Source organism: Curvibacter sp. T50 (assembly GCF_057219955.1).
On the sequence record NZ_JBXVVU010000001.1, the window covers coordinates 684,354 to 710,245 of the forward strand.

At 63.9% G+C, this 25,892-nt stretch carries 26 protein-coding genes and 1 tRNA gene; 8 read left to right on the top strand and 19 right to left on the bottom strand.

Annotation, left to right across the window (positions count from 1 at the left end):
- Nucleotides 1-14: 14 nt before the first annotated feature.
- The 5 genes from AC2EBU_RS03290 to mltG all read right to left on the bottom strand — a co-directional run bounded on the left by AC2EBU_RS03290 (nt 15) and on the right by mltG (nt 3,973).
- Nucleotides 15-830 carry a TatD family hydrolase gene (locus tag AC2EBU_RS03290; RefSeq protein WP_484610104.1) on the bottom strand — a complete coding sequence of 272 codons (816 nt, stop codon included), beginning with the start codon at nt 828-830 and terminating at the stop codon, nt 15-17.
- 66 nt (nt 831-896) lie between these two features.
- The gene (locus AC2EBU_RS03295) at nt 897-1,259 is read right to left on the bottom strand and encodes a PilZ domain-containing protein (RefSeq protein ID WP_484608951.1); all 363 of its coding nucleotides are present in this window, start codon (nt 1,257-1,259) and stop codon (nt 897-899) included.
- 10 nt (nt 1,260-1,269) lie between these two features.
- Nucleotides 1,270-2,295 carry a DNA polymerase III subunit delta' gene (locus AC2EBU_RS03300; protein WP_484608952.1) on the bottom strand — a complete coding sequence of 342 codons (1,026 nt, stop codon included), beginning with the start codon at nt 2,293-2,295 and terminating at the stop codon, nt 1,270-1,272.
- The gene (gene tmk, locus AC2EBU_RS03305) at nt 2,292-2,969 is read right to left on the bottom strand and encodes a dTMP kinase (RefSeq protein ID WP_484608953.1); all 678 of its coding nucleotides are present in this window, start codon (nt 2,967-2,969) and stop codon (nt 2,292-2,294) included. The genes AC2EBU_RS03300 and tmk overlap by 4 nt, the downstream gene beginning before the upstream one ends.
- Nucleotides 2,970-2,974: 5 nt before the next feature.
- Nucleotides 2,975-3,973: an endolytic transglycosylase MltG gene (mltG, locus tag AC2EBU_RS03310; protein WP_484608954.1), complete on the bottom strand. Its 999-nt coding sequence runs from the start codon at nt 3,971-3,973 to the stop codon at nt 2,975-2,977.
- Between the two features lie 46 nt (nt 3,974-4,019).
- On the opposite strand from mltG, the gene ygfZ reads away from it, so the two are divergent.
- Complete coding sequence (gene ygfZ, locus AC2EBU_RS03315) at nt 4,020-4,943, top strand: CAF17-like 4Fe-4S cluster assembly/insertion protein YgfZ (RefSeq protein WP_484608955.1); 924 nt, start codon at nt 4,020-4,022, stop codon at nt 4,941-4,943.
- 24 nt (nt 4,944-4,967) lie between these two features.
- Here ygfZ and AC2EBU_RS03320 read toward each other — a convergent pair whose 3' ends face one another.
- The 3 genes from AC2EBU_RS03320 to AC2EBU_RS03330 form a co-directional block, all read right to left on the bottom strand.
- On the bottom strand, nt 4,968-7,334 hold the full coding sequence (locus AC2EBU_RS03320) for an O-antigen ligase family protein (protein ID WP_484608956.1): 2,367 nt from the start codon (nt 7,332-7,334) through the stop codon (nt 4,968-4,970).
- Between the two features lie 131 nt (nt 7,335-7,465).
- On the bottom strand, nt 7,466-7,975 hold the full coding sequence (locus AC2EBU_RS03325; RefSeq protein WP_484608957.1) for a GNAT family N-acetyltransferase: 510 nt from the start codon (nt 7,973-7,975) through the stop codon (nt 7,466-7,468).
- A 13-nt stretch (nt 7,976-7,988) separates the two neighbouring features.
- Nucleotides 7,989-9,008, bottom strand: a complete 1,020-nt coding sequence (locus AC2EBU_RS03330) for an alpha/beta hydrolase (RefSeq protein WP_484608958.1) — start codon at nt 9,006-9,008, stop codon at nt 7,989-7,991.
- A 65-nt stretch (nt 9,009-9,073) separates the two neighbouring features.
- Here AC2EBU_RS03330 and AC2EBU_RS03335 point away from each other — a divergent pair, with 65 nt between their 5' ends.
- From AC2EBU_RS03335 to AC2EBU_RS03345, 3 genes are all read left to right on the top strand, one after another.
- On the top strand, nt 9,074-10,210 hold the full coding sequence (locus tag AC2EBU_RS03335; RefSeq protein WP_484608959.1) for an iron-containing alcohol dehydrogenase: 1,137 nt from the start codon (nt 9,074-9,076) through the stop codon (nt 10,208-10,210).
- Between the two features lie 341 nt (nt 10,211-10,551).
- The gene (locus AC2EBU_RS03340) at nt 10,552-11,238 is read left to right on the top strand and encodes a hypothetical protein (RefSeq protein ID WP_484608960.1); all 687 of its coding nucleotides are present in this window, start codon (nt 10,552-10,554) and stop codon (nt 11,236-11,238) included.
- A 111-nt stretch (nt 11,239-11,349) separates the two neighbouring features.
- Complete coding sequence (locus AC2EBU_RS03345) at nt 11,350-11,976, top strand: hypothetical protein (protein WP_484608961.1); 627 nt, start codon at nt 11,350-11,352, stop codon at nt 11,974-11,976.
- Between the two features lie 219 nt (nt 11,977-12,195).
- Here AC2EBU_RS03345 and AC2EBU_RS03350 read toward each other — a convergent pair whose 3' ends face one another.
- The 4 genes from AC2EBU_RS03350 to acuI form a co-directional block, all read right to left on the bottom strand.
- Complete coding sequence (locus tag AC2EBU_RS03350; RefSeq protein WP_484608962.1) at nt 12,196-13,245, bottom strand: STAS-like domain-containing protein; 1,050 nt, start codon at nt 13,243-13,245, stop codon at nt 12,196-12,198.
- A gap of 164 nt (nt 13,246-13,409) precedes the next feature.
- A complete protein-coding gene (locus AC2EBU_RS03355; RefSeq protein ID WP_484608963.1) occupies nt 13,410-14,495 on the bottom strand; it encodes a patatin-like phospholipase domain-containing protein in 1,086 nt (361 codons plus the stop codon).
- A gap of 93 nt (nt 14,496-14,588) precedes the next feature.
- Nucleotides 14,589-16,985 carry a Tex family protein gene (locus AC2EBU_RS03360; RefSeq protein ID WP_484608964.1) on the bottom strand — a complete coding sequence of 799 codons (2,397 nt, stop codon included), beginning with the start codon at nt 16,983-16,985 and terminating at the stop codon, nt 14,589-14,591.
- 127 nt (nt 16,986-17,112) lie between these two features.
- Nucleotides 17,113-18,093, bottom strand: coding sequence for an acrylyl-CoA reductase (NADPH) (gene acuI, locus AC2EBU_RS03365; protein WP_484608965.1), 981 nt, complete (start codon nt 18,091-18,093; stop codon nt 17,113-17,115).
- Between the two features lie 192 nt (nt 18,094-18,285).
- On the opposite strand from acuI, the gene AC2EBU_RS03370 reads away from it, so the two are divergent.
- From AC2EBU_RS03370 to AC2EBU_RS03385, 4 genes are all read left to right on the top strand, one after another.
- Nucleotides 18,286-18,849, top strand: a complete 564-nt coding sequence (locus AC2EBU_RS03370) for a C40 family peptidase (protein ID WP_484608966.1) — start codon at nt 18,286-18,288, stop codon at nt 18,847-18,849.
- Between the two features lie 405 nt (nt 18,850-19,254).
- Complete coding sequence (locus AC2EBU_RS03375; protein ID WP_484608967.1) at nt 19,255-19,419, top strand: hypothetical protein; 165 nt, start codon at nt 19,255-19,257, stop codon at nt 19,417-19,419.
- A gap of 229 nt (nt 19,420-19,648) precedes the next feature.
- Nucleotides 19,649-20,353 (top strand): SOUL family heme-binding protein, encoded by a 705-nt coding sequence (locus AC2EBU_RS03380; RefSeq protein ID WP_484608968.1) that lies wholly within the window; start codon nt 19,649-19,651, stop codon nt 20,351-20,353.
- A gap of 109 nt (nt 20,354-20,462) precedes the next feature.
- Nucleotides 20,463-21,317 carry a MipA/OmpV family protein gene (locus tag AC2EBU_RS03385; RefSeq protein WP_484608969.1) on the top strand — a complete coding sequence of 285 codons (855 nt, stop codon included), beginning with the start codon at nt 20,463-20,465 and terminating at the stop codon, nt 21,315-21,317.
- Nucleotides 21,318-21,426: 109 nt separating this feature from the next.
- Here the strand turns inward: AC2EBU_RS03385 and AC2EBU_RS03390 are convergent.
- The 7 genes from AC2EBU_RS03390 to iscU form a co-directional block, all read right to left on the bottom strand.
- Nucleotides 21,427-21,501: transfer RNA gene (locus AC2EBU_RS03390), tRNA-Val, on the bottom strand.
- A gap of 65 nt (nt 21,502-21,566) precedes the next feature.
- On the bottom strand, nt 21,567-22,277 hold the full coding sequence (dnaQ, locus tag AC2EBU_RS03395; RefSeq protein WP_484608970.1) for a DNA polymerase III subunit epsilon: 711 nt from the start codon (nt 22,275-22,277) through the stop codon (nt 21,567-21,569).
- A gap of 18 nt (nt 22,278-22,295) precedes the next feature.
- A complete protein-coding gene (gene fdx / locus AC2EBU_RS03400; protein WP_484608971.1) occupies nt 22,296-22,634 on the bottom strand; it encodes an ISC system 2Fe-2S type ferredoxin in 339 nt (112 codons plus the stop codon).
- A gap of 14 nt (nt 22,635-22,648) precedes the next feature.
- Entirely contained in the window at nt 22,649-24,508 is a 1,860-nt protein-coding gene (gene hscA, locus AC2EBU_RS03405) for a Fe-S protein assembly chaperone HscA (protein ID WP_484608972.1), read from the bottom strand.
- A 35-nt stretch (nt 24,509-24,543) separates the two neighbouring features.
- Nucleotides 24,544-25,104, bottom strand: a complete 561-nt coding sequence (gene hscB / locus AC2EBU_RS03410) for a Fe-S protein assembly co-chaperone HscB (RefSeq protein WP_484608973.1) — start codon at nt 25,102-25,104, stop codon at nt 24,544-24,546.
- 54 nt (nt 25,105-25,158) lie between these two features.
- The gene (gene iscA, locus AC2EBU_RS03415; protein ID WP_484608974.1) at nt 25,159-25,482 is read right to left on the bottom strand and encodes an iron-sulfur cluster assembly protein IscA; all 324 of its coding nucleotides are present in this window, start codon (nt 25,480-25,482) and stop codon (nt 25,159-25,161) included.
- A 13-nt stretch (nt 25,483-25,495) separates the two neighbouring features.
- Nucleotides 25,496-25,882, bottom strand: coding sequence for a Fe-S cluster assembly scaffold IscU (gene iscU, locus AC2EBU_RS03420; RefSeq protein WP_484608975.1), 387 nt, complete (start codon nt 25,880-25,882; stop codon nt 25,496-25,498).
- Nucleotides 25,883-25,892 lie beyond the last annotated feature (10 nt).

The following is a 25,892-nucleotide window of genomic DNA, read 5'->3' on the forward strand; positions in this document are numbered from 1 at the left end:
CAGTGTGCGCCGGATCATGCCGCAGCGCTTTCTGTCTTCTTGAACAGGCGATGGAAGTTTTCACTGGTCATTGAACCGACAACTTCCGGACTGACGCAGTGAACTTCGGCGATGGTTTTTGCAACCCACGGAACATACGACGGCTCGTTGGTTTTGCCGCGGAAAGGAACCGGCGCCAGATACGGACTGTCTGTTTCGATCAACATCCGATCAAGTGGCACCAGTCTGACCACATCACGGAGTTCCGTCGCGCTCTTGAAGGTGATGATGCCGGAAAACGAGACGTAATAACCGAAATCCAGCGCAGTGCGGGCCACTTCCCGTGTTTCGGTGAAACAGTGGAAAACGCCGCCCGCCGGGTGATCATCACCCGTTGCGCGTTCATCCCGAAGAATGCCCAGGGTGTCGTCAGAGGCCGCACGGGTATGAATCACCATCGGCAATCCACAGGACCTGGCCGCCCGGATATGAACGCGAAAGCGCTCACGCTGCCACTCCATCTCCGCGACAGAGCGCCCGCCTTTTCGCTCGGCCATCTGGTAGTAGTCAAGACCGGTCTCCCCGATTGCAACGACCCGCGGCAAACTGGCGGCGGCGACCAGGGCGGCCACGTCGGGTTCCTGAACCTCTTCGTTATCGGGATGAACACCAACCGTGGCCCAGAAATTGTCGTATCTCATCGCCAGACCATGCACCAGAGGGAACTCCTCCATGGTCGTGCAAATACAAAGGGCGCGGTCAACCCGAGCCGTCGCCATCGCATCGCGTATCTCGCCAATTCGCCCGGACAACTCGGGGAAACTCAGATGACAGTGTGAATCAATAAACATGGCGCGCACACCGGGAAGCTCGATCCACCGAATCGGCGGAGAGACCCGGCCATTGGTGAAATCGTCTCAGATCGTCTGGGTCGGTCGGTCGGAGCCCAGATGCGTCCCGAGAATTTCTTCGATCCGGATCTTCAGCAGGCGCGACTTCTCATCCGACGGAAACCGCACACCGACCCCCTGGCTCCGGTTCCCGGCAGCCCGGGCCGGCGTAATCCACGCAACCTTTCCTGCGATCGGGTACCGCTGGGGGTCGTCTGGCAATGACAGCAATACATATACGTCATCGCCCAGGCGGTACTCCCGAGTCGACGGAATGAATACCCCCCCGTCAGCAAACAAGGGAATGTAGGCCGCATAAAGCGCCGCTTTTTCCTTGATCGCCAGTTGAATGACGCTCGGGCGGACTTGATTGGGTGGTGCTTGGCTCATAAATGTCGGCTCAAGCCGTGGAGTTTAGGGTGTTTGCCGCCTGATCGACAAGTGCATCGACCAGCAAACCCGGATGGAAGGGATGGTCGATCTGCTCCTCCATTCGGGCAAGATACCGGTTCCAGGCAGTCAAGGTCCCGACATGAACCGGAGTCTTGAAACTCGGCAGGTCTTCGGACCGAAAAAAGCGCGGTGGGCACCCCTGCGAGAAAACCAAGAGGTCGTGACAAAGCTTTTGCATCGACTCGACCATTTCCCGGGGCGAAAATCCGTCGAGTACCTCGGTCCGCCCCTGCTGCAGGCCCCGCGGAATGGCTGCCCAGGACCTGGCGGACCGCCCGGCCTGCGACCACTGCACCGCGAGGCCCGGACGTCCCCCACAGGCCGCCAGCAGAACCGTTGCGTCCGCCTCGGGCACCCCGGACCGGGTCATCCATTGCCGCGCTTCCTGCGGATCGGGAAGATGAAGGGCATGGGCCAGGCACCGACTGCGTATCGTGGGCAACAATTCATGGGCCGCCTCGGTTGCCAGGATAAAGCGTACCGATCCCGGCGGTTCTTCCAGTGTCTTGAGCAAGGCGTTGGCTGCCACCGCATTCATTTTTTCTGCCGGATACACCAGGACAATCTTGCTCTGCCCTCTTCCGCTGGTCCGTTGAGCAAATTCGACTGCATCGCGCATCGCATCAACCCTGATTTCCCGGCTCGCCTTGCGGCGCTTCTCGTCGATGTCCGACTGCGCCTTCTCCGGCAAAGGCCAGCCGAGTTCCATCTGAACGGTTTCGGGCATCAAGACCAGCAAATCCGCATGGGTACGAACCTCGATGGCATGGCAGCTTCCGCAGGTCCCACAGGCACGGCCGATACGGTCCCGTTGCTGGGGAGACTCGCACAACCAGGCCCTCGCAAGATCGAGCGCCAGCTCGTATTGCCCGATTCCGCCTGACCCGAACAACAGCACGGCGTGGCTGCGCTCCTGCACCAACGTGTCGAGTTGACGCTGCAACCACGGCGGCGTCGCGACCGGCGCATTCATGGTGAGGCCACCGGGGGCGAGAACGGCGAAAAGCGCGCGTCAACAACCCGGATCAGTTCGGACCACACCGCTTCGCGGCTTTGGTCCGCCGCGAGTCGTTCGAAGCGCCCGGGCGAAAGCGCCATGCGACGTGCATACCCATCAATGACACGCTGGAAAAAACTCTCCGGCTGGGCTTCGAAACGATCAGGGGTCCGCGCCGACGCGAGTCTTCGGGCGGCCAGTTCCGCAGGGACATCAAACCACAGCGTCAGATCTGGCTGCAGAAGGTTCTCCGACCCATCCGGACCCTGATCCCGGGTCTGAACCCACTGCTCCAATCGGTCCAGGACGGCAAAGTCAAACCCGCGACCTCCTCCCTGGTACGCAAACGTCGCATCGCTGAAGCGGTCACTCAGGACAACCTCACCGCGGTTCAATGCGGGCAGGATGACCGAGACGACATGGTCCCGACGCGCCGCAAAGACCAGCAGCGCCTCGGTCAGCGCATCCATGGCTTCATGGAGCACCAGTGCGCGGATGGACTCCGCCAATGGTGTCCCGCCGGGCTCACGGGTAAGGAGAACCGTCCTGCCCTGGGCCCGCAAGTGATCCGCCAGAGCTTCGATGTGGCTCGACTTGCCGGCGCCGTCAATGCCCTCGAACGTAATGAAAATTCCGGATCGGGTGCCCATGCCTGCTATTGTCGCCCGCGCTGATACCGGTTGACCGCCTGATTGTGTTCATCCAGTGTCCGGCTGAAGTGGCTGCTGCCGTCACCTCGGGCGACGAAATACAGCGCAGGCGTTGCGGCCGGCTGAACTGCGGCCACCAGCGACGCCTTGCCTGGCAACGCGATCGCCGTCGGCGGCAGTCCCGCGCGGGTGTAGGTATTCCAAGGCGTGTCCGTGGTCAGATCACGCCGCCTCAGATTGCCGTCAAAGGCCTCGCCCAGCCCGTAGATCACGGTGGGGTCGGTTTGCAGACGCATCCCGATCCGAAGGCGGTTGACAAAAACGCCCGCAATCTGCGCGCGGTCATCCGGGCGCCCGGTTTCCTTCTCCACGATGCTGGCCAGAATCAGAGCTTCATCTGCAGAGCGCAGCGGGCTATCGGCACTCCGTTGTGCCCAGGCCGCATCGAGCCGCCGATCCATGCTTTTCAGGGCGCGACGAAGCACATCCAGGTCGCTGCTGCCTCGCGCATAGGCATAGGTATCCGGGAAAAATCGCCCTTCAGCGGCGATTCCCGGGCGGCCCAGCTGGGCCATCACGGCTGCATCGGTCAAACCCCGGGTGTCCGCGCGCAAGCCGTCGGCGCCAGCCAGCGCACTACGCACCTGCCGAAACGTCCAGCCTTCGATGAAAGTAATGGTCTTGAGGCTTTCGTCGCCCCGAACCAGTTTGCTCAGAAGCGCACGGGGGCTGGTGCCGGTCTGTATCTCGTAGCTTCCGGCCCGGATCTTGCGCGCGTCCCCGGAGAGACGAAACCACAGGAAAAGCCATTCCGGAGAAACCTGCGCCCCCGCAGCAACCACCGCTTCCGCCACCTTTCGGGGGCTCATGCCCGGCTCAATGGCCAGCTCGATCGTTGGTTCCGCCAGGGTCAAAGGCGCGCCCACCCAGCGCACTGCGAAGGCAGCCAATGCGATCGCGGCCGCCGCCAGACTCACCGCAACGCCCAACAGCAATCGACGCACGACCCTTTGATCCTTCGGGAGTAAAGCCCGCGATCATAATGCAGGCATGAACGCACAGGACCCTGTCTCCCTCCCTCTGGGTATTGCCCGCCTGACCGATCTTGGGGTGATTCGCGCCAGTGGCGACGATGCCGCCAGCTTCCTGCATGGCCAGCTGACGCAGGACATGCTTTCCATCAGGCCGGGCCAGACCCGGCTCGCGGCATGGTGCTCTGCCAAGGGCCGCATGCTTGCCTCGTTCTGGGTGATCCGCCTCGAACCGAACGATTTTCTGCTGATCACCAGTGTGGACACGCTTGCCGCAACCTTGCGGCGCCTTTCGCTTTTTGTCCTTCGCGCGCGTGTGCGCCTGAGCGATGCGAGCAGCGAATGGCTGTGCTGGGGCCAGACCGAATCGGTGGGTGCCCACCCGACACCACCCGCGGCCGCCGCTGAGCAGGTTTCCGGGATTGTTCGTGTTGCCCTCCCCGCCGTGCGCGCCTGCACGCGCACCCTGCTGCTTTCGGCCGCAGACGGGCCGGAACCCGAAGGCCTGCGCGTCGGACCGGATGGCTGGAACGCGCTTGAGGTTTTCAGCGGCATCGCTCGGATCACGGCGCCGGTGTCCGACCTTTTTGTGCCGCAGACCGTCAACTTCGAATCCGTTGATGGCGTGCATTTCAAGAAAGGGTGTTATCCCGGCCAGGAAGTCGTCGCGCGCAGCCAGTTTCGGGGAACGGTCAAACGCCGGGGCTACCTCGTGACCGGTGCCCAGCCGATTGCGGCCGGCCAAGAGCTGTACTCGACGCTGGATCCGGAGCAAGCCTGCGGCACTGTCGCCATGGCTGCGCCCCTGCCGGACGGAAAGGCTGTCGCCTTTGCATCGGTTCAGGTCGGCGCAGCCGAGGCGTCCGGCTTGCAACTGGGTCGCGTTGACGGCCCCCCCCTGCGCGTGTCGGCACCGCCTTACACCTTGCGCGACGACATCTGAACCGCCCGCACCAGCGGGCGCAGATCACAGCCGGGGCTGATACAAGCTGGGTATCTTGGCGCGGGTGGCCGTTTTCTGATCTTCCGGGCTGGCGGCAAGGGCCGCCTTGTAGGCTTCCAGGGCCTTTTTCTCATCCTTCACAGCGGCGACGGAAGCATAGACATTGCCCATCTTGAGCCAGTTGTCCACCGCACTGGCGGGCCAGCCCTTGACCAACAGTTCCAGCGATTGCAGCGCCATCGGCCAATCGTTGGCCCGAGCCGCCAGGATGTACCCGGCGTTGACCATGTCGAAATCGTAAATGCCCTGGGCAATCATCTCTTTGGCCTGTTTGTAGCCCTCGGCCTCACGACCGGTACGGGTCAGCAAAACCACCTCCAGCGAATTCACCGATGGCGCTTTGGGCTGCAGCTTCTTGGCCCGCGCGATGACCTCGAATGCCTTGTCGTTCTGCCCGATCTGGGTGTACCCCCGCGCAATGTTGGACATGATGGCCACCACATACGGGCGTGAACCGATCACCGATTCCCAGATCCAGATCGCGTTGTTCCAGTCACCCCATTTCGCCAGCTCATCGGCGATCATGGGCGTGATCTTGCGGTAGTGCGGATTGATGTCGACGCCCTCGCGGATCAAGGTCAGCATTTCCCGCTTCATCTTGTCCCATTTCGGATTGTTGTAATCACCCGACTGCGTCACCGTCAGCGCAATCTTGGTTGCCTTGACGATCTTGCTTTCACACGCCGCAGCCTGCTGGGTGATGTACGCCGCCAATGCCAGGCACACCATGGTGACGACCGCCGCGGTCTGTGACACCGCCGGGCCCCAGTGCAATCGCATGGCGTCGATCCAGCCACGGTAGCCCAGCCGCGCGTCCGATGCGGCCAGTATGGCCAGACCCATCGCAAAAATCGCCCCGGTGCTGGCCATGCGCCACGGGAAACCGGCGTTGCTGACGATCAGGAACATCAGCAGCCCCAACAGGGTGAACGCCCGCAACGGCGCCTCCGCCTGTCCCTCCGGTGTCTTGTTGCGCAGCGTGCGCCAGAACGCCCGGAGCAGGTAGCCAAACAGCAACAGCAGGAAAATCCAGCCGACCAGGCCGTATTCGGCCAGCAGTTGCAGGATTTCGTTGTGGACGTAGTAATCGGTCTCCAGCTGCGAGCCCTCTTTCTGGTACAGCGGAATATCCACTTCCCACGCCCCGGCCCCGACCCCGGTCAGCGGACGCTGCTGAATGATGCGCATCGTCGCCTTCCACATCACCAGACGGACCGAGAACGAGCGCTCGGTGTATTCCTCGGTCTGGGTGATCGACTTGGACCGCGCAAAAGCCCGCTCCAGCGCATTGGTGCCGCGCTGCTCCAGGCGGTGTTCCTCCAGCAATTTGGCATTGCCGGTCTGGATCAGGCCCAGACCCAGCACCGTGGCAAACAGCACCCCGAACAACAGGATGCGATTGCCGCTGCTGAACTGACTGAATCCCAACTGCTTGCGGTACAGGTACAGGATGACCGGCAGGATCAACGAGAAAGCCATGAACGCGATCAATGCCGAGCGCGTACCGGTCATGAAGATCGCGACGATGTTGAAACCGGTGGTGAACGCCAGGAAGGCGATCAGCCCCGACTGCCGTGCCCGCGCCAGCAGCAGCACGGAAAACGGCAGGGTACACACCGCGAATTCGGCAAAGAAGTTCCGGTTGACAAAGGTCGATGCCGGATTGGGCCCCTGCGGGAAATACTTCATCTCGAACCAGAACTGCATCGCCGTCCACAGCGAAGCCACGACCGCCCCCATGTGAATGCCCCAGGCCAGCGTCGGAATGCGGTCGCGCGACAGCGTGTTCAGGCCCAGCCAGAGCAGAACACTGAAGATGAACCACCGGATCGCCTCCACCCCGCCCAGATAGGTGTGCGACCAGATCATGCTGCCCAATGCATACACCATCAGCATCAGCGGCAACCACATCAGGGCGTGCCAGCGCACGGCATCGCGGCGGTTGCGTTGCTGCCAGAAAAACAGCAGGGCCCCACCCAGCGCGGCAAACGACACCACAATGGACTTGAGGGTGTCCTGCAGCATCTCCTCGTGCGGTACGCCGATGGCTGGCGCCAGGAACATCATCATGCCGAGGATGAACGCCGTCCAGTCGCCCCGGGTGATTTCGTTTGGCAAAGGCCCGACCACCGGCCGGGCAACGGGCCGGCTGGTGCGATCGGACTGCCCCCGTCCGTTGCCGTTGCCGCTGCCGTTGGCATTCGCGCCAGCGCCCGCCGCCACCGCAGACGCGGCTGCAGCAGCGCCCGCGGGTGCCGTTGTCGCCACCGGTGCGGTGTTGCGGGGGGCCGGCGGAGTCGGGCCTGGGCCGGTACGTTTCTTTTTCGCCATGGGATGCTCGATGTGCTGCGTCGACTGCAAAACAGGCCAGGCCGGTCACGATGCCCGGTCTGGCAAACCGCCTATTGTCGCCGCAGTCCGGGGCTATTTCCCGGCCGAGCGCTCAAGACCGCCCGCCGAGGTCACAAGGGCGCGGACATTTGCACATGGTCTATGCCCGCCTCCTGAAAAATTTCGCCGTTCGCCTGAAAACCCAAGGCCACATAAAACGGGATCGCCGCGCACTGGGCGTTCAGAATCACCCGCCGGTCGCCACGTTGGCGCGCCTGCTCCATCAGGGTGCGCACCAGCAAGGCCCCGATTCCGGTGCGCCGCGCCGGCCGCAACACCGCCAGGCGACCGATCTGCGCCACACCGGGCTCCGGTGCCAGCAGCCGGCCGGTGCCCACCGCGTCACCTTGTTCCGAAAACACCACCACATGCAGGGCCGGCTGATCGGCCTCATCCCATTCCAGTTCCTCGGCGATCTGTTGCTCCTGCACAAACACCGCCCGCCGAACCTGGGCTGCGGGCGCTTGCAACTCACCCCAGCTCCCGCAGCGCACCCGGCCCGCTGCGGCATTCCGCGTGGCGCCGGCGGATTGCACAGTGGGTGCTGCTGCCGAACCAGCGGCCTCAGGATTTGCGGTCATGCCAGTCGTCCTTTCAATGGTGTTTTCGCGCATGGGGGGTGGCGGGCTGGGTACCCAGCGCGTGGCGCAGCGCCCGCGCCGCGTCGGCATGCGCCGTCAGCGCCTCGGGGATGGCGCGGCCCAGGTTGATGAAGCCGTGCACCACACCGCGGTAGATCTCCAGGTCCACCGGCACACCGGCGGCGCGCAGGCGGTCGGCGTAGGCGACGCCTTCGTCGGTCAGCGGGTCGCACTCGGCCAGGCCGATCCAGGCCGGGGCCACGCCGTCCAGTTCGCGGACCTGGCCGGCCTCGTCCACGCCATCCAGCGGGGCAAAGCGCCAGTCGGCATGGTCGGTGGGGCGCTGCAGGTACTGGCTGAAAAAGTAGCGGATGTGCGCCTCTTCCAGCAAAAAGCCGTGGCGGAAGGTGTGGTGCGAGGCCGTGTCCTGCCGGGCGCAGGTGCCGGGGTAGAACAGCAGCTGCAGCGCCAGCGGCCAGCCCGCATCGCGCGCCTGGAGGGCGCACACCGCCGCCAGCGTGCCGCCGGCGCTGTCGCCGCCCACGGCCAGGCGCGTGCCGTCCAGCCCCAGCGCGGCGGCCTGCGCGCGCAGCCAGGCCAGGCTGTCCCAGGCGTCGAACACGGCGGTGGGAAACGGATGCTCCGGCGCCAGGCGGTAGTCCACCGAAAGCACAGCGCAATGCGCCAGGTGCGCCAGGTGGCGGCACAACACATCATGGGTGGCGACGCTGCCCACCGTGAAGCCGCCGCCGTGGCAATACATCAGCACCGGCAGCGCGGCGCCCGCCTCGGCGTGCGGGGCATACAAGCGGGCCGGAATGGCGTGGCCGTCCCGCGCGGGGATGTGCAGGTCTTCAACCCGGGGCAGCTTGTGTGGGGCCAGTTCCAGCACACCGGCGCTGGCTTCGTAGGCGGCGCGGGCCTGCGCGGGCGTGAGCGCGTGCAGCGGCGGGCGGCCGGCGCGCTCGATGCGGTCGAGCACGCCGCGCATCAGGGGCGTGAGCAAGGCGCGCGGGTTGCGGTGGTGACTCATGACGGGCCGGGTTCTGATTACAGTGAAGGCTTGGCATCGTACAGGGCAACCCGGAGACAAACCCCATGGCTTTCATCTACTACCTGACCCAGATCCAGATCGACTTTGGCGCCATCAACCTGCTGGCCGCCGAGTGCGAGCGCGTGGGCATCCGCCGCCCGCTGATCGTGACCGACCCCGGCGTCAAAGCCGTCGGCATCCTGCAGCAGGCGCTGGACGCCCTGCCCGGATTGAGCGTGGCCGTGTACGACCAGACCCCCTCCAACCCCACCGAAGCCGCCGTGCGCGCCGCCGCCGAGGTCTACCGCACCCAGGGCTGCGACGGCCTGATCGCCGTGGGCGGCGGCTCGGCCATTGACTGCGCCAAGGGCGTGGCCATTGCCGCCACGCACGAAGGCCCCCTGAAAACCTACGCCACCATCGAAGGCGGCTCGCCCAGGATCACCGAGCGCGTGGCCCCGCTGATTGCCGTGCCCACCACCGCCGGCACCGGCAGCGAAGTGGCGCGCGGCGCCATCGTCATCGTGGATGACGGCCGCAAGCTGGGTTTTCACAGCTGGCACCTGCTGCCCAAGACCGCCATCTGCGACCCCGGCCTCACGCTGGGCCTGCCGCCGCTGCTGACGGCCGCCACCGGCATGGACGCCATCGCCCACTGCATGGAAACCTTCATGGCCGCGCCCTTCAACCCGCCGGCCGACGGCATCGCGCTGGACGGCCTGGCCCGCGGCTGGGCGCACATCGAGCGCGCCACCCGCGACGGCCAGGACCGCGAAGCCCGCCTGAACATGATGAGCGCCAGCATGCAGGGCGCCATGGCCTTCCAGAAAGGCCTGGGCTGCGTGCACTCCTTGAGCCACAGCCTGGGCGGCGTGAACCCGCGCCTGCACCACGGCACGCTGAACGCCCTCTTCCTGCCGGCCGTGATCCGCTTCAACGCCACGGCCGAATCGGTGCAGAAAGAGCGCCGCCTGGACCGCATGGCCCAGGCCATGGGCCTGGCCCGTGGCGACGACATCCCCGACGCCATCCGCGCGCTGAACGCCCGCCTGGGCCTGCCCAGCGGCCTGGCGGCGGTGGGCGTGACCGAGGACCTGTTCGACGCCGTGATCACCGGCGCCCTGGCCGACCACTGCCACAAGACCAACCCGCGGCTGGCGAGTGCGGAGGAGTACCGGGGGATGTTGCGGGAGAGTCTGTGAGGCGAATCGGCTGCTGAATCCCGCCCGTGGCCCGTGAGCACAAAGTCCTAATTTGATAGCTGGAAACGACCTTTTTCCGATGGGTATGAGCCGAAAAGTTCCCAAAACCTCTAAAAAGGGCATTCGAGGGTGTCCGGGTGGTTGAACCGCTGGCTCCTGTGGCGGCCGCCCGAGGTCGGGCGCACAGCCAAGGCCATTAGACTTTTGGCCCCGGCGAATAATCGATTGATGTAGGACAACGTTTCCGTCGGTTTCGTCAGAAAAAATGCTCCGCGCTCCCATTCTTTCCCAGCTTCAGTGGCGTTACAGGTTGGGTTGAACCTCTCACTTCGGAAAATCCCGTGCACAAAATACCGTTACTCGCGGCGACCACGTCGAAACTTGCCCTGTTCACTGCATTGGTTTTCGTACCACTCACCTGTCTGGCGCAGATCGAATGCCAGATTCGGGTAATTCAGGACGGAAGAGAAGTCGTGCCGATCGTCAACCTTCCGATTCCCATCTTGATTTTGAAAGCCGCGGAATTTCAGCTTGAGGTATCGCCATCAGCCTGCGCACCAAGCATTGCGAGCATTCCGAATCCGGAGATCGCCAGAGAAATTGCAGAGAAGCGGTTGATCTATGGTGCCCGATGGACACAACTCATGGCGGCGAGTCCGGACGATGGTGACAAATTACTCTGGTGGGCAAGGACGGCTTTTGATCCAGAACTGCGCGATCCTCCAGATCCGCGTTCTTTTCAGGGAAAGCAATATCTTGCCCTGTGCGAAGAATTGAAGTATTGCCCAAAAGTATACCCCATGTACTCTTCAAACCATCCGTTCTCACAATCTCAAACTGGCTCAAAATCCATCGCCGTATTCAAACGTCTTGATGAGTCGCGTAGTTTGGCAGACGCGAAAGGCAAGTCACTCCTCAATGTCATTTACACACACTGGCGTTCGCTGCCGTCAGAATTTCCAATGGCGAATCCTGAGCCACTGCTTTTTCGGCCAAACATTATTCAATTCGTTTTCCGCAACGACTGACGTTTTTTCACGCACAATGCCAAGGTCACGAATTCACCGCTTCTTCAATCTACACAGCTGAATGCCCCAGCTGTAGCGTTAAAAACTTTCTATTCTTGATTCAATTCCATCATGACCTGGAAAATTATTCGTACATATATAATAATATCATTGTCGATATTTTTTCACCAATCCCATGCAGCGGAACCCTATTTCAACTATATAGCAGACTATTACCTTCACGAACATCATCAAGCTCGCAATCCGCATCAGGTCATTCGATACTCTGATGGGGAAAGAGGATTGCATCTTCAATCACTGCTTACGCCAGCACGGGTAAAAGCAGCACTGACCGAATATTTTGCTTCGAAAAAGCGCGGTGAAAATATTCCGGATTTGCCAAGACTGTTGCAACCATTAGCTGGACGATATGAAGAAGCTTTCAAGAAGGACCGAGCAAACTACGAAGATGAGTATTTGGACAGTCTAGACGCGACAGCAGAAATATTGCTTATTGCAGCTGAAATGGTAAATATAGGCTCAACCTCGTTTCAGACCCATCGCAGTTCCGGGAAAGGTACCGAACAGGAGAAGGCCTTGATGGATAGCATGGAACCTTTGCTAAAAATGTCCCGAGAATTTACAGCCATGGCAAATAAAGCCGTCGCGTTGGAAATTCGAAAAAAGGTGAATCAAGGTATGTTCACGAAAAATGGCGCCAAGCGCGCGCTCGAAATCGCCGCGAGAATTTCACCGTAACAAGCGTGACCGCAACCATGACAGCGAGGCATCCGGGAATGACACGGCTGAAAGGGGGATCGCAAGCGATCAACAATCCACCTCAGTCATTTATTAATGCTGTCGGATGTTGCACTTCAGACTTGAGACCGCCCAGCGTAAAAAGGTCGCTTTCAGCTATTGAATCAGTAGCGAATGGCGGCTGGTCTGGTCCGCCATGACCCTCACAATGCGGCAACCCTACACGTCACGCGACTCCGAAGCCAATGCCTCGGCGCGCGAGATCATTCGGCGGACCTCGGACGACGCATGGACAGGAAGCAACTGCACTTCCGGATGTTTGGCCCTGAAGACCCGAAACACTTCGTCGGCGAACGCCTGACCAATGGATGCCACGCCAGAAAAGTCCAGCATCACAACTTTGAATCGATCGACCCGCGCCAAGAGTCGCTTCGCCTGAGACCGCGACACCAGGTTGTCATCCCCGTACCGCATCAGCTTGACCGGCACCACGGTCGTATTGAAACCGTAGTCGTCACCCGAAGAGAACTTGTCAAACACCTTCTTGGTTGTTCGCGCCGTGTGATTGTGCAGAACCATGGTCACGAGCGTGCCGCCGCTGGGTCTGCTGCGCTGCAAAATCCAGTCTTCTTTCTTGTCAAACTCGTGCGCGAAGTAGACGCCGCCCGAAAGAATGTCAAATTCATCGAACATCCGGGACGAAAAGAAAATTCCTTCGCCCGAATGATTTGCCGGATCGGTCGTGAACTTGCCTTTGGCCAGTTCCAGTACGGAATGCCGTTCATCCACGAGATTCAGCGCCGCCTGAATCTTCTTGAAGATGCCGACTCCGTTGTCGAATATCTCGATTCTCGTGGTGGCCGACGTCTTTCGGACAGACACAGTCACTGCTGACGCCCCCGAGTGATCGATCACGTTGTTGAACATCTCGGTGAAGCCGTAATGCCAGATGTTGAGAACGTTTTCGGGGAGTTTCCCTAGCAATGGGGCAACATCGGTCCGCCAGACCGTGTCTTCGGCCAAGTCCGGACTGACCGAATACTCGCGCGTCCATTCAAGCAGTGGCGCCAGGCTGTACCGCTTGCTGCGCGTGTTCCCGGCAACTTGAACGGCGCCCTCGTCAACCAGCCGTTTCAGGTGCTTGTGAACCGCTTGCCTGGTGCAGCCAAATTTCTCGCTTGCGACTTTCACGATGTCCGAAGCATGGGCATCCATGTTGTCAATCAAGAACTTGCGCACAGGCTCTCCACCAGCGCGTACCTTGGTCATTTGTCAACCTTTCTTTTAATTATTGTCAACCGAAAACGTTCGTTTGTCAACCAAGGCAGATTGGGACTTGCCCACTATCAGTGAAGTGACCCGGCCGCGCTGCGCCGCTTTATCGCGGAGTTGACGCACCGATTTCATTGCGACGCCCCTCCGCAATCCGGCCATCACAACGTCTCCACCCGCCCCAAATCCCCCCTCTCCACCCACTCCCCAAACTCCTCCGCCAGTTGCTTCGCGGCTGAGGTGGCCGCGTTCCACGCCTTCACCCGCGCCGCCAGGTCGTTGCCGTAGCGGGTGAAATCGGTGCGGTCGGGCAGTTTGCGGTTCGGCAGCGTGGCCACCCAGGCGGGGTCGGGGGCGAGCACGATAGTGGTGTCGAGGAATGGGGTGGCGCCGTGGCGCCATTTGAGGGCTTTGTCCAGCCAGCCGGGCACCACGGCCTGCTGAAAGTGCGGGTACAGCACCAGGCCGGCGCCGCCCTGCCCCGCCGCCTCCCGGTAATCCAGGTGCAGGTGGTAGTCGGTGATGCCGCCGTCCCAATAGGCGCCGGGCGGCGCGCCGGGGACGTCGTGCACGGCGCGCAGCACAAACGGGATGGAGCAGCTGGCCTGCAGCGCGGGCATGAAGTTGGCCTCGGTCAGGTCGATTTGCCGCGTGCGGTAGTCCTGCGTGGCAAAGGGCAGCGCCGCGCCTGCGGATGAAAACACCACCCGCTCCAGCCAGGCGCCCATGGCCTTGCGGCGCACGGCGTTGGTGAAGAAGGCGCCGGCATAGCCCAGCGGTGTGCGCAGGCCGTGCTCGCGCGCCAGCACATGGCGCCCGCGCGAGGTGACGATGTGCAGGCGGTAGCGCGGGTGGTTCAGCACCTCGCCAATGCGCCCGCCGTAGAAGGCTTGCAGGCTGTCGCCAAAGCGCTCGCTCACGAAGTCGGCCGTGGGGCGCTTCTGGCCGGGCAGCAGCTCGTAGTGCTGGTGGATGTAGTCGTGCTCCAGCCGGTGGAAGGCGGCCACCGGCTCTATCAGGCAGGCGGTGGCCATGCGCCAGGCGCCGATGGAGCCGCCCACCAGATGCACCGGCTGGCTGCTCTGCGGCAGCCAGTGGCCGAACAGAAAGCGGTCCAGCGGGCCGAGGATCAGGCCCTTGGGGCCGCCGGCGGCGCCGGGGATCACGCCGATGTCCTGCGGGCGCAGGCCGTGTTGCTCGATGTGGCGCCGGGCGGCGGGGCCGGCATGGATGCGCAGGGCTTTCATGGCCTCATGGTAGCGCTGGAATCACATTTTATGGATGTTTTTGGCACGATCCCGGCGTGGAATGGTCACCAGCCGCTATCAAACCAGGATTGATCAACGCCCGGGCTGGCGCAGCTTGGCAAAGGCCGAGGCCATGGCGGTGGATGCTGCTGGCGCCGGTGCGCCGCGATGGGGCGCCCGCTGGCCGCGCCCCGCCCCTTCGAACCGGTTGTCACGCGGACCGTCCCGGCGTGGGGGCGCCTCGCCCAGCTTCATGCTCAGGCCAATGCGCTTGCGGTCCACGTCCACCTCAACCACGCGCACCTTCACGATGTCGCCGGTCTTGACGACTTCGCGCGCGTCCGTGGTGAATTTGTGGCTGAGCTGGCTGACGTGCACCAGCCCGTCCTGGTGCACGCCCAGGTCCACAAAGGCGCCAAAGGCCGCCACGTTGCTGACCGTGCCCTCCAGAATCATGCCGGGCTGCAGGTCGCGGATGTCTTCCACGCCCTCGTTGAAGCGCGCCACCTTGAAGTCCGGGCGCGGGTCGCGGCCGGGCTTTTCCAGCTCGCCCAGGATGTCTTTCACCGTGATGACGCCAAACCTTTCATTGGCAAACAGCTCAGGCCTGAGGGCTTTCAGCATCTCGGCGCGGCCCATCAGCTCGGCCACGGGTTTGCCGGTGGCGGTGATGATCTGCTCCACCACCGGGTAGGTTTCGGGGTGCACGCCGGTCATGTCCAGCGGGTTGTCGCCGCCGCGGATACGCAAAAAGCCCGCGCTCTGCTCGAAGGTCTTGGCGCCCAGGCCGGCCACGTCGAGCAGTTGCTTGCGGCTGCGAAACGCGCCGTGCGCCTCGCGCCAGCGCACCACGGCGCGCGCCACGCTGCCCGACAGGCCTGACACCCGGGTCAGCAGCGGCACGCTGGCGGTGTTGAGGTCCACACCGACGCCGTTCACACAGTCTTCCACCACCGCGTCCAGCGTGCGGGCTAGTTCGCCCTGGTTCACGTCGTGCTGGTACTGGCCCACGCCGATGGATTTGGGGTCGATCTTGACCAGCTCGGCCAGCGGGTCTTGCAGGCGCCGGGCAATGCTGGCGGCGCCGCGCAGGCTGACGTCCACGTCGGGCAGCTCCTGGGAGGCGTATTCGCTGGCGGAATAGACCGAGGCGCCCGCTTCGCTGACCACTATCTTTTGAATAGCGGCTGGTGACCATTCCGCGCTGGGTATGGCCGCTTTTTGCATCAATTTCAGCAAATCGGCGGCCAGGCGGTCGGTTTCGCGGCTGGCGGTGCCGTTGCCGATGGCGATCAGCGCCACCTGGTGCTTTTCACACAGCTTGGCCAGGGTGTGCAGCGCGCCGTCCCAGTCTTTGCGGGGTTCGTGCGGGAAGACGGTGGCGGTGTCCACCAGCTTGCCGGTGGCGTCCACCACCGCCACTTTCACGCCGGTGCGGATGCCGGGGTCCAGCCCCATGACGGCCTTGGGGCCGGCCGGCGCGGCCAGCAGCAGGTCGCGCAGGTTGTCGGCAAAGACCTTGATCGCCACCTTCTCCGCGTCTTCGCGCAGGCGGGTGAACAGGTCGCGCTCGGTGGACAGGCTCAGCTTGACGCGCCAGGTCCAGGCCACGCACTTGCGCAGCAGGTCGTCGGCGGCGCGGCCCTGGTGGCTCCAGCCCAGGTGCAGCGCGATGCGGCCTTCGGCCAGTGAGGGCACGACCACCGTTCGGGCGGTGCCGGTGGCAGCCGGCGCCTCCGGCGGCTCGGGCAGCACCAGCTTGACGTCCAGGATTTCCAGCGCCCGGCCACGAAACACCGCCAGCGCCCGGTGCGAGGGCACGCGGCCGATGGGCTCGTCGTAGTCAAAATAGTCGCGGAACTTGGCCACGTCGGGGTGGTTTTCATCCTTGCCGGCGGCCAGCGTGCTGCGCAGCAGGCCCTCGGCCCACAGCCATTCGCGCAGCTGCTGCACCAGCGCGGCGTCTTCGGCCCAGCGTTCGGACAGGATGTCGCGCACACCGTCCAGCACGGCGGGCACGGTGGAAAAGTCCGCACCTTCCACGCTGCCGGCGGGGGTGGTGAAGGCGGCGGCTTCCTCGGCGGGGTTCAGCGTGGGGTCGGCCCACAGGCGGTCGGCCAGGGGTTCGATGCCGGCTTCGCGGGCGATCATGCCCTTGGTGCGGCGCTTGGGTTTGTAGGGCAGGTACAGGTCTTCCAGCTCCTGCTTGGTGGGCGCGGCCTCGATGGCGGCGCGCAGCTCGGGCGTGAGCTTGCCCTGCTCGTCGATGCTTTTGAGGATGGCGGCGCGGCGCTCTTCCAGCTCGCGCAGGTAGCCCAGGCGGTAATCCAGCTCGCGCAGCTGCACGTCGTCCAGGCCGCCTGTGGCCTCTTTGCGGTAGCGGGCGATGAAGGGCACGGTGGCGCCGCCATCCAGCAGCGTGACGGCCGCCTGCACCTGCTGGACAGACACGCGGATTTCACCCGCGATTTGCGAAAGGATCTTCTGCATGGAGAAAGGCGTCGGGTTCAGGCAAAGCGCGGGAGTGTGCCACAGGCCACCTGCCCGGCCCGGGGTCCCTGCCCGCCCAGCGGGAAACGGCCGCTCCGGTCCAGAAAGCGGCTGAAAGCAGGGTGAATCAGCCGCCGATGCGCACCACCACCCGCCCGCGCACCTGACCGGCCATCAGCGCGTGGGCCTTGTCGATGGCGCCGGACAGCGGCACTTCCTCGATCATGGTGTCGAGCAGCGCCGGGTCGAGGTCGCGCGCCAGGCGGTCCCAGGCCCGCTGGCGCCTGGCCAGGGGCGCCATCACCGAATCGACCCCCGCCAGCGTCACGCCGCGCAGGATGAACGGCATCACCGTGGTGGGGAGATCTGCGCCCTGGGCCAGGCCGCAGGCGGCGACGACCCCGCCGTAGCGCGTCTGCGCCAGCGCGTTGGCCAGCGTGTGCGAGCCCACCGCGTCCACCACGCCGGCCCAGCGCTCCTTCTGGAACGGTTTGCCGGGCGCGGCGAGTTCGGCGCGGTCGATCACGGCGCTGGCGCCCAGGTGTCTCAGGTAATCCCCCTCTGCCGCCTTGCCGGTGGCCGCGAACACCGTGTAGCCCAGCCGCCCCAGCAGGGCCACGGCCACGCTGCCCACGCCGCCAGTGGCGCCGGTGACCAGCACCTCGCCCGCGCCGGGCTTCACGCCGTGGTCTTCCAGCGCCATCACACACAGCATGGCGGTGTAGCCCGCCGTGCCGATGGCCATGGCCTGGCGGGCGGTGAAGGCGGCGGGCAGCTTGACCAGCCAGTCACCCTTGAGGCGGGCTTTCTCGGCCAGGCAGCCCCAGTGCGTTTCGCCCACGCCCCAGCCGTTGTGCACGAAGGCGTCGCCCGGCTGCCAGCCGGGGTGGCTGGATTCGAGCACCACGCCGGCGCCGTCGATGCCCGCGACCATCGGCCACTGGCGCACCACAGGGCCTTTGTTGGTGATGGCCAGGCCGTCCTTGTAATTCAGGCAGGACCAGTCCACCCGCACGGTGACATCACCCGCCGGCAGGGCGGATTCGTCCACCGGCTGGACGCGGGCGGTGAAGGTGTCGGACTTTTCGAGCAGCAGGGCCTGGAACATGGGGTGCCTTTTTGACGGAGGAGAACCCTCGCAGCCTAACAAAAAGCCCGCTACGTCGATGTCATGTTTCGGACTGGTCGGTCCGAAAGACTACAATAGTCACTAAGTATTAACACCAACACAATACGAATCAACAGGTTAAGTTCGAAAGTTAACTTGTTTTCGAGATTCAAGCTCCGTACACTCCCGCCTGTGCTGCGATCCACCACCCTTCTGAGCTGTTGCCTGTGCCTGTGCCTGAACGCTTGGGCTGCGCCAGACGATCGCGATGACCGGCTGGCGAGCCTGTTGCCGGACCGCAGCGTGGTAACCCAGATCTCCGAGCGACTGGACGATGTGCGTCAGGTGGTCGGTGAACACGCGTCTACCCTGGTCGGGCACGCCATGGGTTTTCTGGGGGTGCCCTACCGCCGCGGCGGGGATTCGGCAGAAACCGGCTTTGACTGCAGCGGCTTCGTCCGCTCGGTCTATGAACAGACCATCGGCCTGGTGCTGCCGCGCCGTGCTGCCGAGCAGGCCGCCGCCACCCAGAACATCGACCGGCAGGATCTGCGTCCGGGCGACCTGGTGTTCTTCAACACTATGCGCCGCGCCTTCAGCCATGTGGGCATCTATGTTGGCGACGGCAAGTTCATCCACGCCCCGCGTGCCGGTGAGAAAGTCCGCGTCGAGGACATGCGGATCGCCTACTGGAATACGCGCTTCAACGGCGCCCGCCGCGTTGTCGGCGACGAGGCCAACACGCCCCGCCGCTGAACCCGCCAGTCCGCCAGCCCGCCCGCCCGCTGGCCGACCCGCTCACCTGATTTTTTCACTTTCCAGGCCGCGCACCGCAGCCCGGCGTTCGGCTGCATGCCACCGCGTGCCGAGTGGCAACGTCGTGAATCGGGGACGTATTTTCGGGTTTATTTCCACACTGATCGTACTGTTGAAATACTCCATGGTTCATGTGGTTACCGATAAGTCTAATAATCCACTCTCACTTGATTCAACGTGGACCTGCGGCTCACGATGGGCAAGTGAACCACGGACTCAGCCCTGGCCACAGGACTGATGCTCCGGGTGGAGCGTTCGGCGCCTGAATCCTTTCTCGCCCGGTATTCGCAGGGATGCACCGGGGGAAGAAAGCAGGCTAAACCATTGTCAGTCAAGGAGATAGTCATGGAAGTACTTTCGATGCTGTTTGACTCCAAGTACGGGGTCGCCGCTCTCGGGTCGGTCACACTGGCCGTTGCCATGCTGGCGAGCACCTTCGTTGTCCTGGCGCAAAAAGCAGCCAGAACGCCCGACGCGCGCTCCATGCCTCAAAACGACTCGGGCCGTTGACGGCGCAGCGCGGCGACGGAGACCCCATGCAAGACGACGCGCGCTGCTGCGGCACCGGAACCTGCATCATTGACAGCGAGGGGCGGTGCTGGTGCGGCCAGCAATGGGATGGCGAAAAAATGTGCCCACCGGTATTCGTTGCCCCGTCAACGGCGCCTGATGAGCCGACACCGAGCTCAGCGGCCAACGCAGCGATGCCGCCGCGAGCCGGACAATGAGAACCAACTTCATGAAACACCACCTCCCGGTCGTCGCCGTTCTGGCACTGGGTCTGTCCGGGAGCCCCGCCATGGCCACCGAAGAGCCGAAGTTCGAAACCCTCTCGCGACACGGACACATCGAGCTGCGCCGATACGCGCCCTTCATCGTGGCCGAAACGTTCGTGGAGGGCGACATGGATGCGGCATCCGGCAAAGGCTTTCGCGCGATCGCAGACTACATCTTCGGCAACAACGTCGCAGCCGGCCAGGCCGCTGTCCAGAGGGCTGAAAAAATTTCCATGACCGTGCCGGTCACGATGGAGCCTGTCCCTGCGCCGGCAAAACCCGCGTCCCAGAAGATCGCCATGACGGCGCCTGTGGCGATGGAACCGCTCGCTGGCGCCCTGCAGACGGGTACCCAGTTGCCGGCAATGCAAGGGGCCAACCGGTGGCGGGTTCATTTTGTGATGCCCAGCGCCTACACCCTGGCGAGCCTGCCCAAGCCCAACAACCCCGCCGTGCAGCTGCGTGAAGTGCCCGCCAAGACATGGGCCGTGCTGAGCTACTCGGGCTTCAATACCGAAGCAGGCATCCAACAGCGCACCGACGAACTGTTGGCGTGGCTGGCGGGGCGCAACATCAAAGTCATCGGCAGTCCCCAACTGGCGCGGTACAACCCGCCCTGGACCCTGCCCATGGTTCGTCGCAACGAAATCATGCTCGAGGTCGAATGAATCCGGGCGCGGCCGTTCGACGGCTTGACGCGTCTGCGCATTGCTGCCGGGGGCCAGCCCGCCACGGCGCCCTGTCACCTCGTTTCCTCCTATTTTCGCGAGCCGCCTCATGAAACCTGCTTCCCACTGCTTCACCCTTTCCCCGTCTGCTGCAAGCGTGGCCGGGCTGGTTCTTGCCGCATCCAGCGGTGCGGTGCTGGCGCAGGCGCCGGCGGGTCAGCCTTTGTGGGAAGTCGGGGGCTTTGCGCTCGGGGTATCCCAGCAGGCCTACCCGGGGTCGGACCAGCGTGTCAACCGTGCCCTGGCGCTGCCGTACTTTGTGTACCGGGGCGAGGTGTTGCGCGCCGATCGCGACACGGTGGGACTGCGGGCCTTCAAGACCAGGGATTTCGAGCTGGACGTGGGCTTTGCAGGTTCGTTTGGCAGCAACAGCGACCGCATCGATGCACGCCAGGGCATGAAGGACCTGGGAACACTGGTCGAGTTGGGGCCCCGCCTGAAATGGAACCTGGGTGCCGGACCTGCCGGCGGCAGCTTGCGGGCCGAATTGCCGCTCCGCGCGGTATTTGACATCAGCGACAGCTTTGCGCACCGTGGCCTGTCGTTCGAACCTGAACTGGTGTATGACCGACGGTCGCAGGGGGGCTGGCGCTACAGCGCGAGCATCGGCGCCATCGTGGCCGACCGCAAACTGGCCAGGACTTTCTATGAGGTTTCGGCGGCCGAGGCCACGCTGGCGCGCCCCGCCTACACTGCGCAAAGCGGTCTGGTGGGCTGGCGGTTGGCGACCTCGGTATCGCGCAGTCTCACGCCCGACTGGCGATTGTTCGGCTTTGCCCGCATCGACTCCGTCGCGGGCAGTGCCAACAAGAACAGCCCGCTGGTGCGCCAGACCACGGGCGCCACCATAGGAATCGGGGTCACGTACACTTGGATGCGGTCCAGCGAGCGGGCGCGGGACTGAGGCGCGCGGGCAACCGCCAGGTGTTTCGGGGCGACAGAACCCGGCAGTGGCCGGCCAACAAAAAAGGACTAGGCATTGCTGCGAAGTCCTTGATTTGCCTGATGGAACGTGGTGGGTGATGCAGGGTTTGAACCTGCGACCCCTGCCGTGTGAAGGCAGTGCTCTACCGCTGAGCTAATCACCCGGTCTGTGCCGCCTTGAGGACGGCTACCGACGAAAACCGAAATTATGCCAGAGAAACAGAGGGTTTCAGGCCGTGACGGCGCGCCAGACGGTTTTTCCGCCGCTGGCCTTGTCCAGCTCGGCAAGGACGCCTTCATGCGCCTGAACTTCCTGGTCGTGGGCCCTCAGCACCGGCAGGTCAAAGCGGCGCAGATCCACCGCCACAACGGCTCGAACATCGCCCTGTGCCGCCACATCGGCCTCGATCAGCAGGGCATCCTGGCCGCGCGTGAGGTTGATGTAGACCTCGGCCAGCAGTTCGGCATCGAGCAGGGCGCCGTGCAAGGTGCGACCCGAGTTGTCGACGCCCAGGCGGGAGCACAGGGCGTCCAGGCTGTTGCGTTTGCCCGGAAACAGTTCCTTGGCCATGGCCAGTGTGTCGGTAACCTCCGCGACATGCCGTGAAAACGCCGCCCGCCCGGTCCGCTCCAGCTCCTTGTCGAGAAACGCCACATCGAAGGCGGCGTTGTGGATGATGATTTCGGCCCCCTCGACGTACCGCAGGATATCGTCTGCGACCTCCGCGAACTTGGGTTTGTCGCGCAGAAATTCGTTGCTGATGCCGTGAACCTTGAGTGCCTCCTCGTGGCTGTCGCGCTCGGGGTTGAGGTAGAAGTGCAGGTTGTTGCCGGTCGGGCGCCGATTGACCAGTTCCACACAACCGATTTCGATGATGCGGTCGCCGCCCTCGGCCGACAGGCCGGTGGTTTCGGTATCCAGAACAATCTGTCGGGTCATGCGTGGCACCCCTGGGGCTCAATGATTTTCACGGGCATGGTTGATCGTGTACCGGGGGATCTCGACCACCAGATCCTGCCGGCCGACGATGGCCTGGCACGCCAGGCGCGACTGCGGTTCCAGGCCCCAGGCGCGGTCCAGCAGGTCGTCCTCGTCTTCCTCGGCCGGGTTCAGGCTGGCGTAACCCTCCCGCACAATGACATGACAGGTGGTGCAGGCGCAGCTCATGTCGCAGGCGTGCTCGATGGCAATGCCATTGTCGAGCAAGGCCTCACAGATCGACGTGCCTGTCGGCACGTTGAGGCTGGCGCCCTGGGGACAGAACTCGGTGTGGGCAAGGATCTTGATCACGGGCATGGGCGGAGTGCCTCTCAGATGGTGTCAACCGCACGGCCAGCCAGCGCCTTGCGGATACCGTGGTTCATGCGTTCGGCGGCGAAGGCCTCGGTGCCTTTGGCCAGCGCGGTCGTCGCGGCCTCAATGACCTGGGCATCGGTGCTGGTCTCTGCCGTATTGCGCAAGGTCTGCATCAGGGCGTCGATGGCGGCGCGGTCATCGGCGTCGAGCAAATCGCCGTCCGCCTCCAGCGCGCTGCGGGTCGCCAGGAGCATCCGGTCGGCGTCAACCCGGGCTTCGGCCAGCGCTCGGGCTGCCATGTCGGCCTCGGCGGTGGTGAAACTTTCCTGCAGCATGGTCGCGATCTGGTCGTCGGAAAGGCCGTAGGAGGGTTTGACGTCGATGTGTGCCTCTGCCCCACTGCCCTGCTCTTTCGCGCTGACGCTCAGCAGGCCATCGGCGTCCACGGTGAAGGTCACGCGGATACGCGCAGCGCCGGCCGCCATCGGCGGAATGCCGCGCAGCTCGAAGCGCGCCAGGCTGCGGCAGTCGGCCACCAGGTCGCGTTCACCCTGCACCACGTGCAGCGCCAGCGCGGTCTGGCCGTCCTTGTAGGTGGTGAAGTCCTGCGCCATGGCGGTGGGAATGGTCTGGTTGCGCGGCACGATGCGCTCCACCAGGCCGCCCATGGTTTCAATGCCCAGCGACAGGGGAATCACGTCCAGCAGCAGCAGGTCGCCCGCGGCGTCGTTGCCGGCCAGCTGGTTGGCCTGGATGGCGGCGCCCAGCGCCACCACTTCGTCCGGGTTCAGGTTATTCAGTGGCGCGCGGCCGAAAAAGTCGGCCACCGCCTGCTGGATCTGGGGCATCCGGGTCGAACCCCCGACCATCACCACCCCCTGTATGTCGTCGCGGGTCAGCCGGGCGTCACGCAGGGTTTTGCGCACCGCACCCATGCACCGGGTCGTCAGGTGGGCCGTTGCGGCCTCAAAATCGGACCGTTTGAGCACTTTTTGGGCCATACCCAGCGTCAAAGGGACATCGAATGCTACTGATTCAGTAGTGGTCAAGGCCTCTTTGGCCGCCCGGGCCGCGGTTTTCAGGCGGGTTTTGTCGGTTGCCGACGAGGCTTCCAGCCCGGTCTGGGCCAGCAGCCAGTCGACGAGCGCACGGTCGTAGTCGTCGCCGCCGAGGGCCGAGTCCCCGCCCGTGGCGATGACCTCGAACACGCCGCGTGTCAGGCGCAGGATGGAGATGTCGAAGGTGCCGCCGCCCAGGTCGAACACGGCGTAGATGCCCTCGCTGGCGTTGTCCAGCCCGTAGGCAATGGCGGCGGCGGTGGGTTCGTTGATCAGGCGCAGCACGTTCAGGCCGGCCAGTTGGGCGGCGTCCTTGGTGGCCTGGCGCTGGGCATCGTCGAAGTAGGCCGGTACGGTGATGACCGCGCCGTACAGATCGTCGTTGAAGGTGTCCTCGGCCCGGTAGCGCAGGGTGGCGAGAATTTCCGCGCTGATTTCCACCGGCGATTTCGGGCCCGCGACGGTCTCCAGCACCACCATCCCCGGCTGGTCGACAAATCGGTACGGCAGTTTGTCGCGCCCGGGGATGTCGGCCAGTCCGCGGCCCATGAAGCGTTTGACGGACGCGATGGTGTTTTCCGGGTCGGCCGCCGCGTTGTCCTGGGCCTCAAGCCCGATCTGGCGCCCTCCCCCCACCAGATACCGCACGACAGACGGCAGGATCACCCGCCCGGCGGCATCCGGCAGGCATTCTGCCGTGCCGTGGCGCACCGCCGCGACCAGGGAATGGGTGGTGCCCAGATCAATGCCCACCGCAATTCGTCGCTGGTGAGGATCGGGAGATTGGCCGGGTTCGGAAATCTGCAGAAGCGCCATGGGATTTTGTTCTTGTTGTCGCGATGTCGAACCGCTTATTGTCCCTGCTTGGCTGAAAGCGCCGTCGCGGGGGGTGGCGTGTCCTGCAGGGCGTCCAGCCGGGCATCGACTTCCACAGCGAAGCGCTCGATGAACATGAGTGCACGCACCTGCGAGACGGCGCCGGCGTAGTCGCCGGCGCCGTCGATCAGGCGCTCGCAGGACTGCAGCGCTTCACGGCGGGCGCGGGACACAGCCGCGGCGAGGTCGTCAAGTTCACTGATCGCCCGGGCGTCTTCGAGGGCTTCGCGCCACGCCATCTGTTGCATCAGAAACGCGGGGGGCATGGCGGTATTGCTTTCCGCCTGGACCGGCGCGCCATGCAATTCACACAGGTAAGCTGCCCGGCGCAGCGGGTCTTTCAGCCGCTGCCAGGCTTCGTTGATGCGAACCGACCACTGCAAGGCCACGCGCTGCGCTGCCGCACCCTGGGCAGAAAATCGGTCAGGGTGCGCCTCGCGTTGCAGTTCTTTCCAGCGTGACTCCAGTACCGCCCGCTCCTGTGCGAATCGGCGGGGCACACCAAACAGCTCGAAATCGTCGGTTTGCAGGTTCATGTCGAAGAAAACCGCCGCCGCGTTCGGCCAGCGGCGATGCCGTGCTACGCCGCGTCAGACCCGAAAACTTTCGCCGCAACCGCAGCGATCGCGCTCTTTCGGATTGTTGAACCGGAATCCCTCGTTCAGACCTTCCCGGACAAAGTCCAGTTCGGTTCCATCCAGGTAGGCCATGCTCTTGGGATCAATCAGAACCTTGACACCGTGGCCCTCGAATACCTGGTCTTCCGGTGCGATTTCATCCACATATTCGAGTTTGTAAGCCAGACCGGAACAACCGGTGGTCTTGACGCCCAGTCGCACACCCACGCCTTTGCCCCGGCGGCTCAGGTACTTGGTCACATGCCGTGCGGCGGCCTCGGTCAGGGTAACAGCCATGGTGAATTCCGGATCAGTTGGCGTGCTTTTTCTTGTAGTCGTCGACTGCCGCCTTGATGGCGTCCTCAGCCAGGATCGAACAGTGGATCTTGACCGGCGGCAGCGCCAGCTCTTCGGCAATCTGGCTGTTCTTGAGCGCGGCGGCTTCGTCCAGCGTCTTGCCCTTGACCCATTCGGTCACCAGCGAACTGGACGCGATGGCGGAGCCGCAGCCGTAGGTCTTGAAGCGTGCGTCCTCGATGACGCCGGTGCTCGGATTGACCTTGATCTGGAGCTTCATCACATCACCGCAGGCGGGCGCGCCCACCATGCCGGTGCCAACGGACTCGTCGCCCTTGTCAAAGGAGCCGACGTTGCGGGGGTTTTCGTAGTGGTCAACGACTTTTTCGGAATAGGCCATTTCGGGTTCC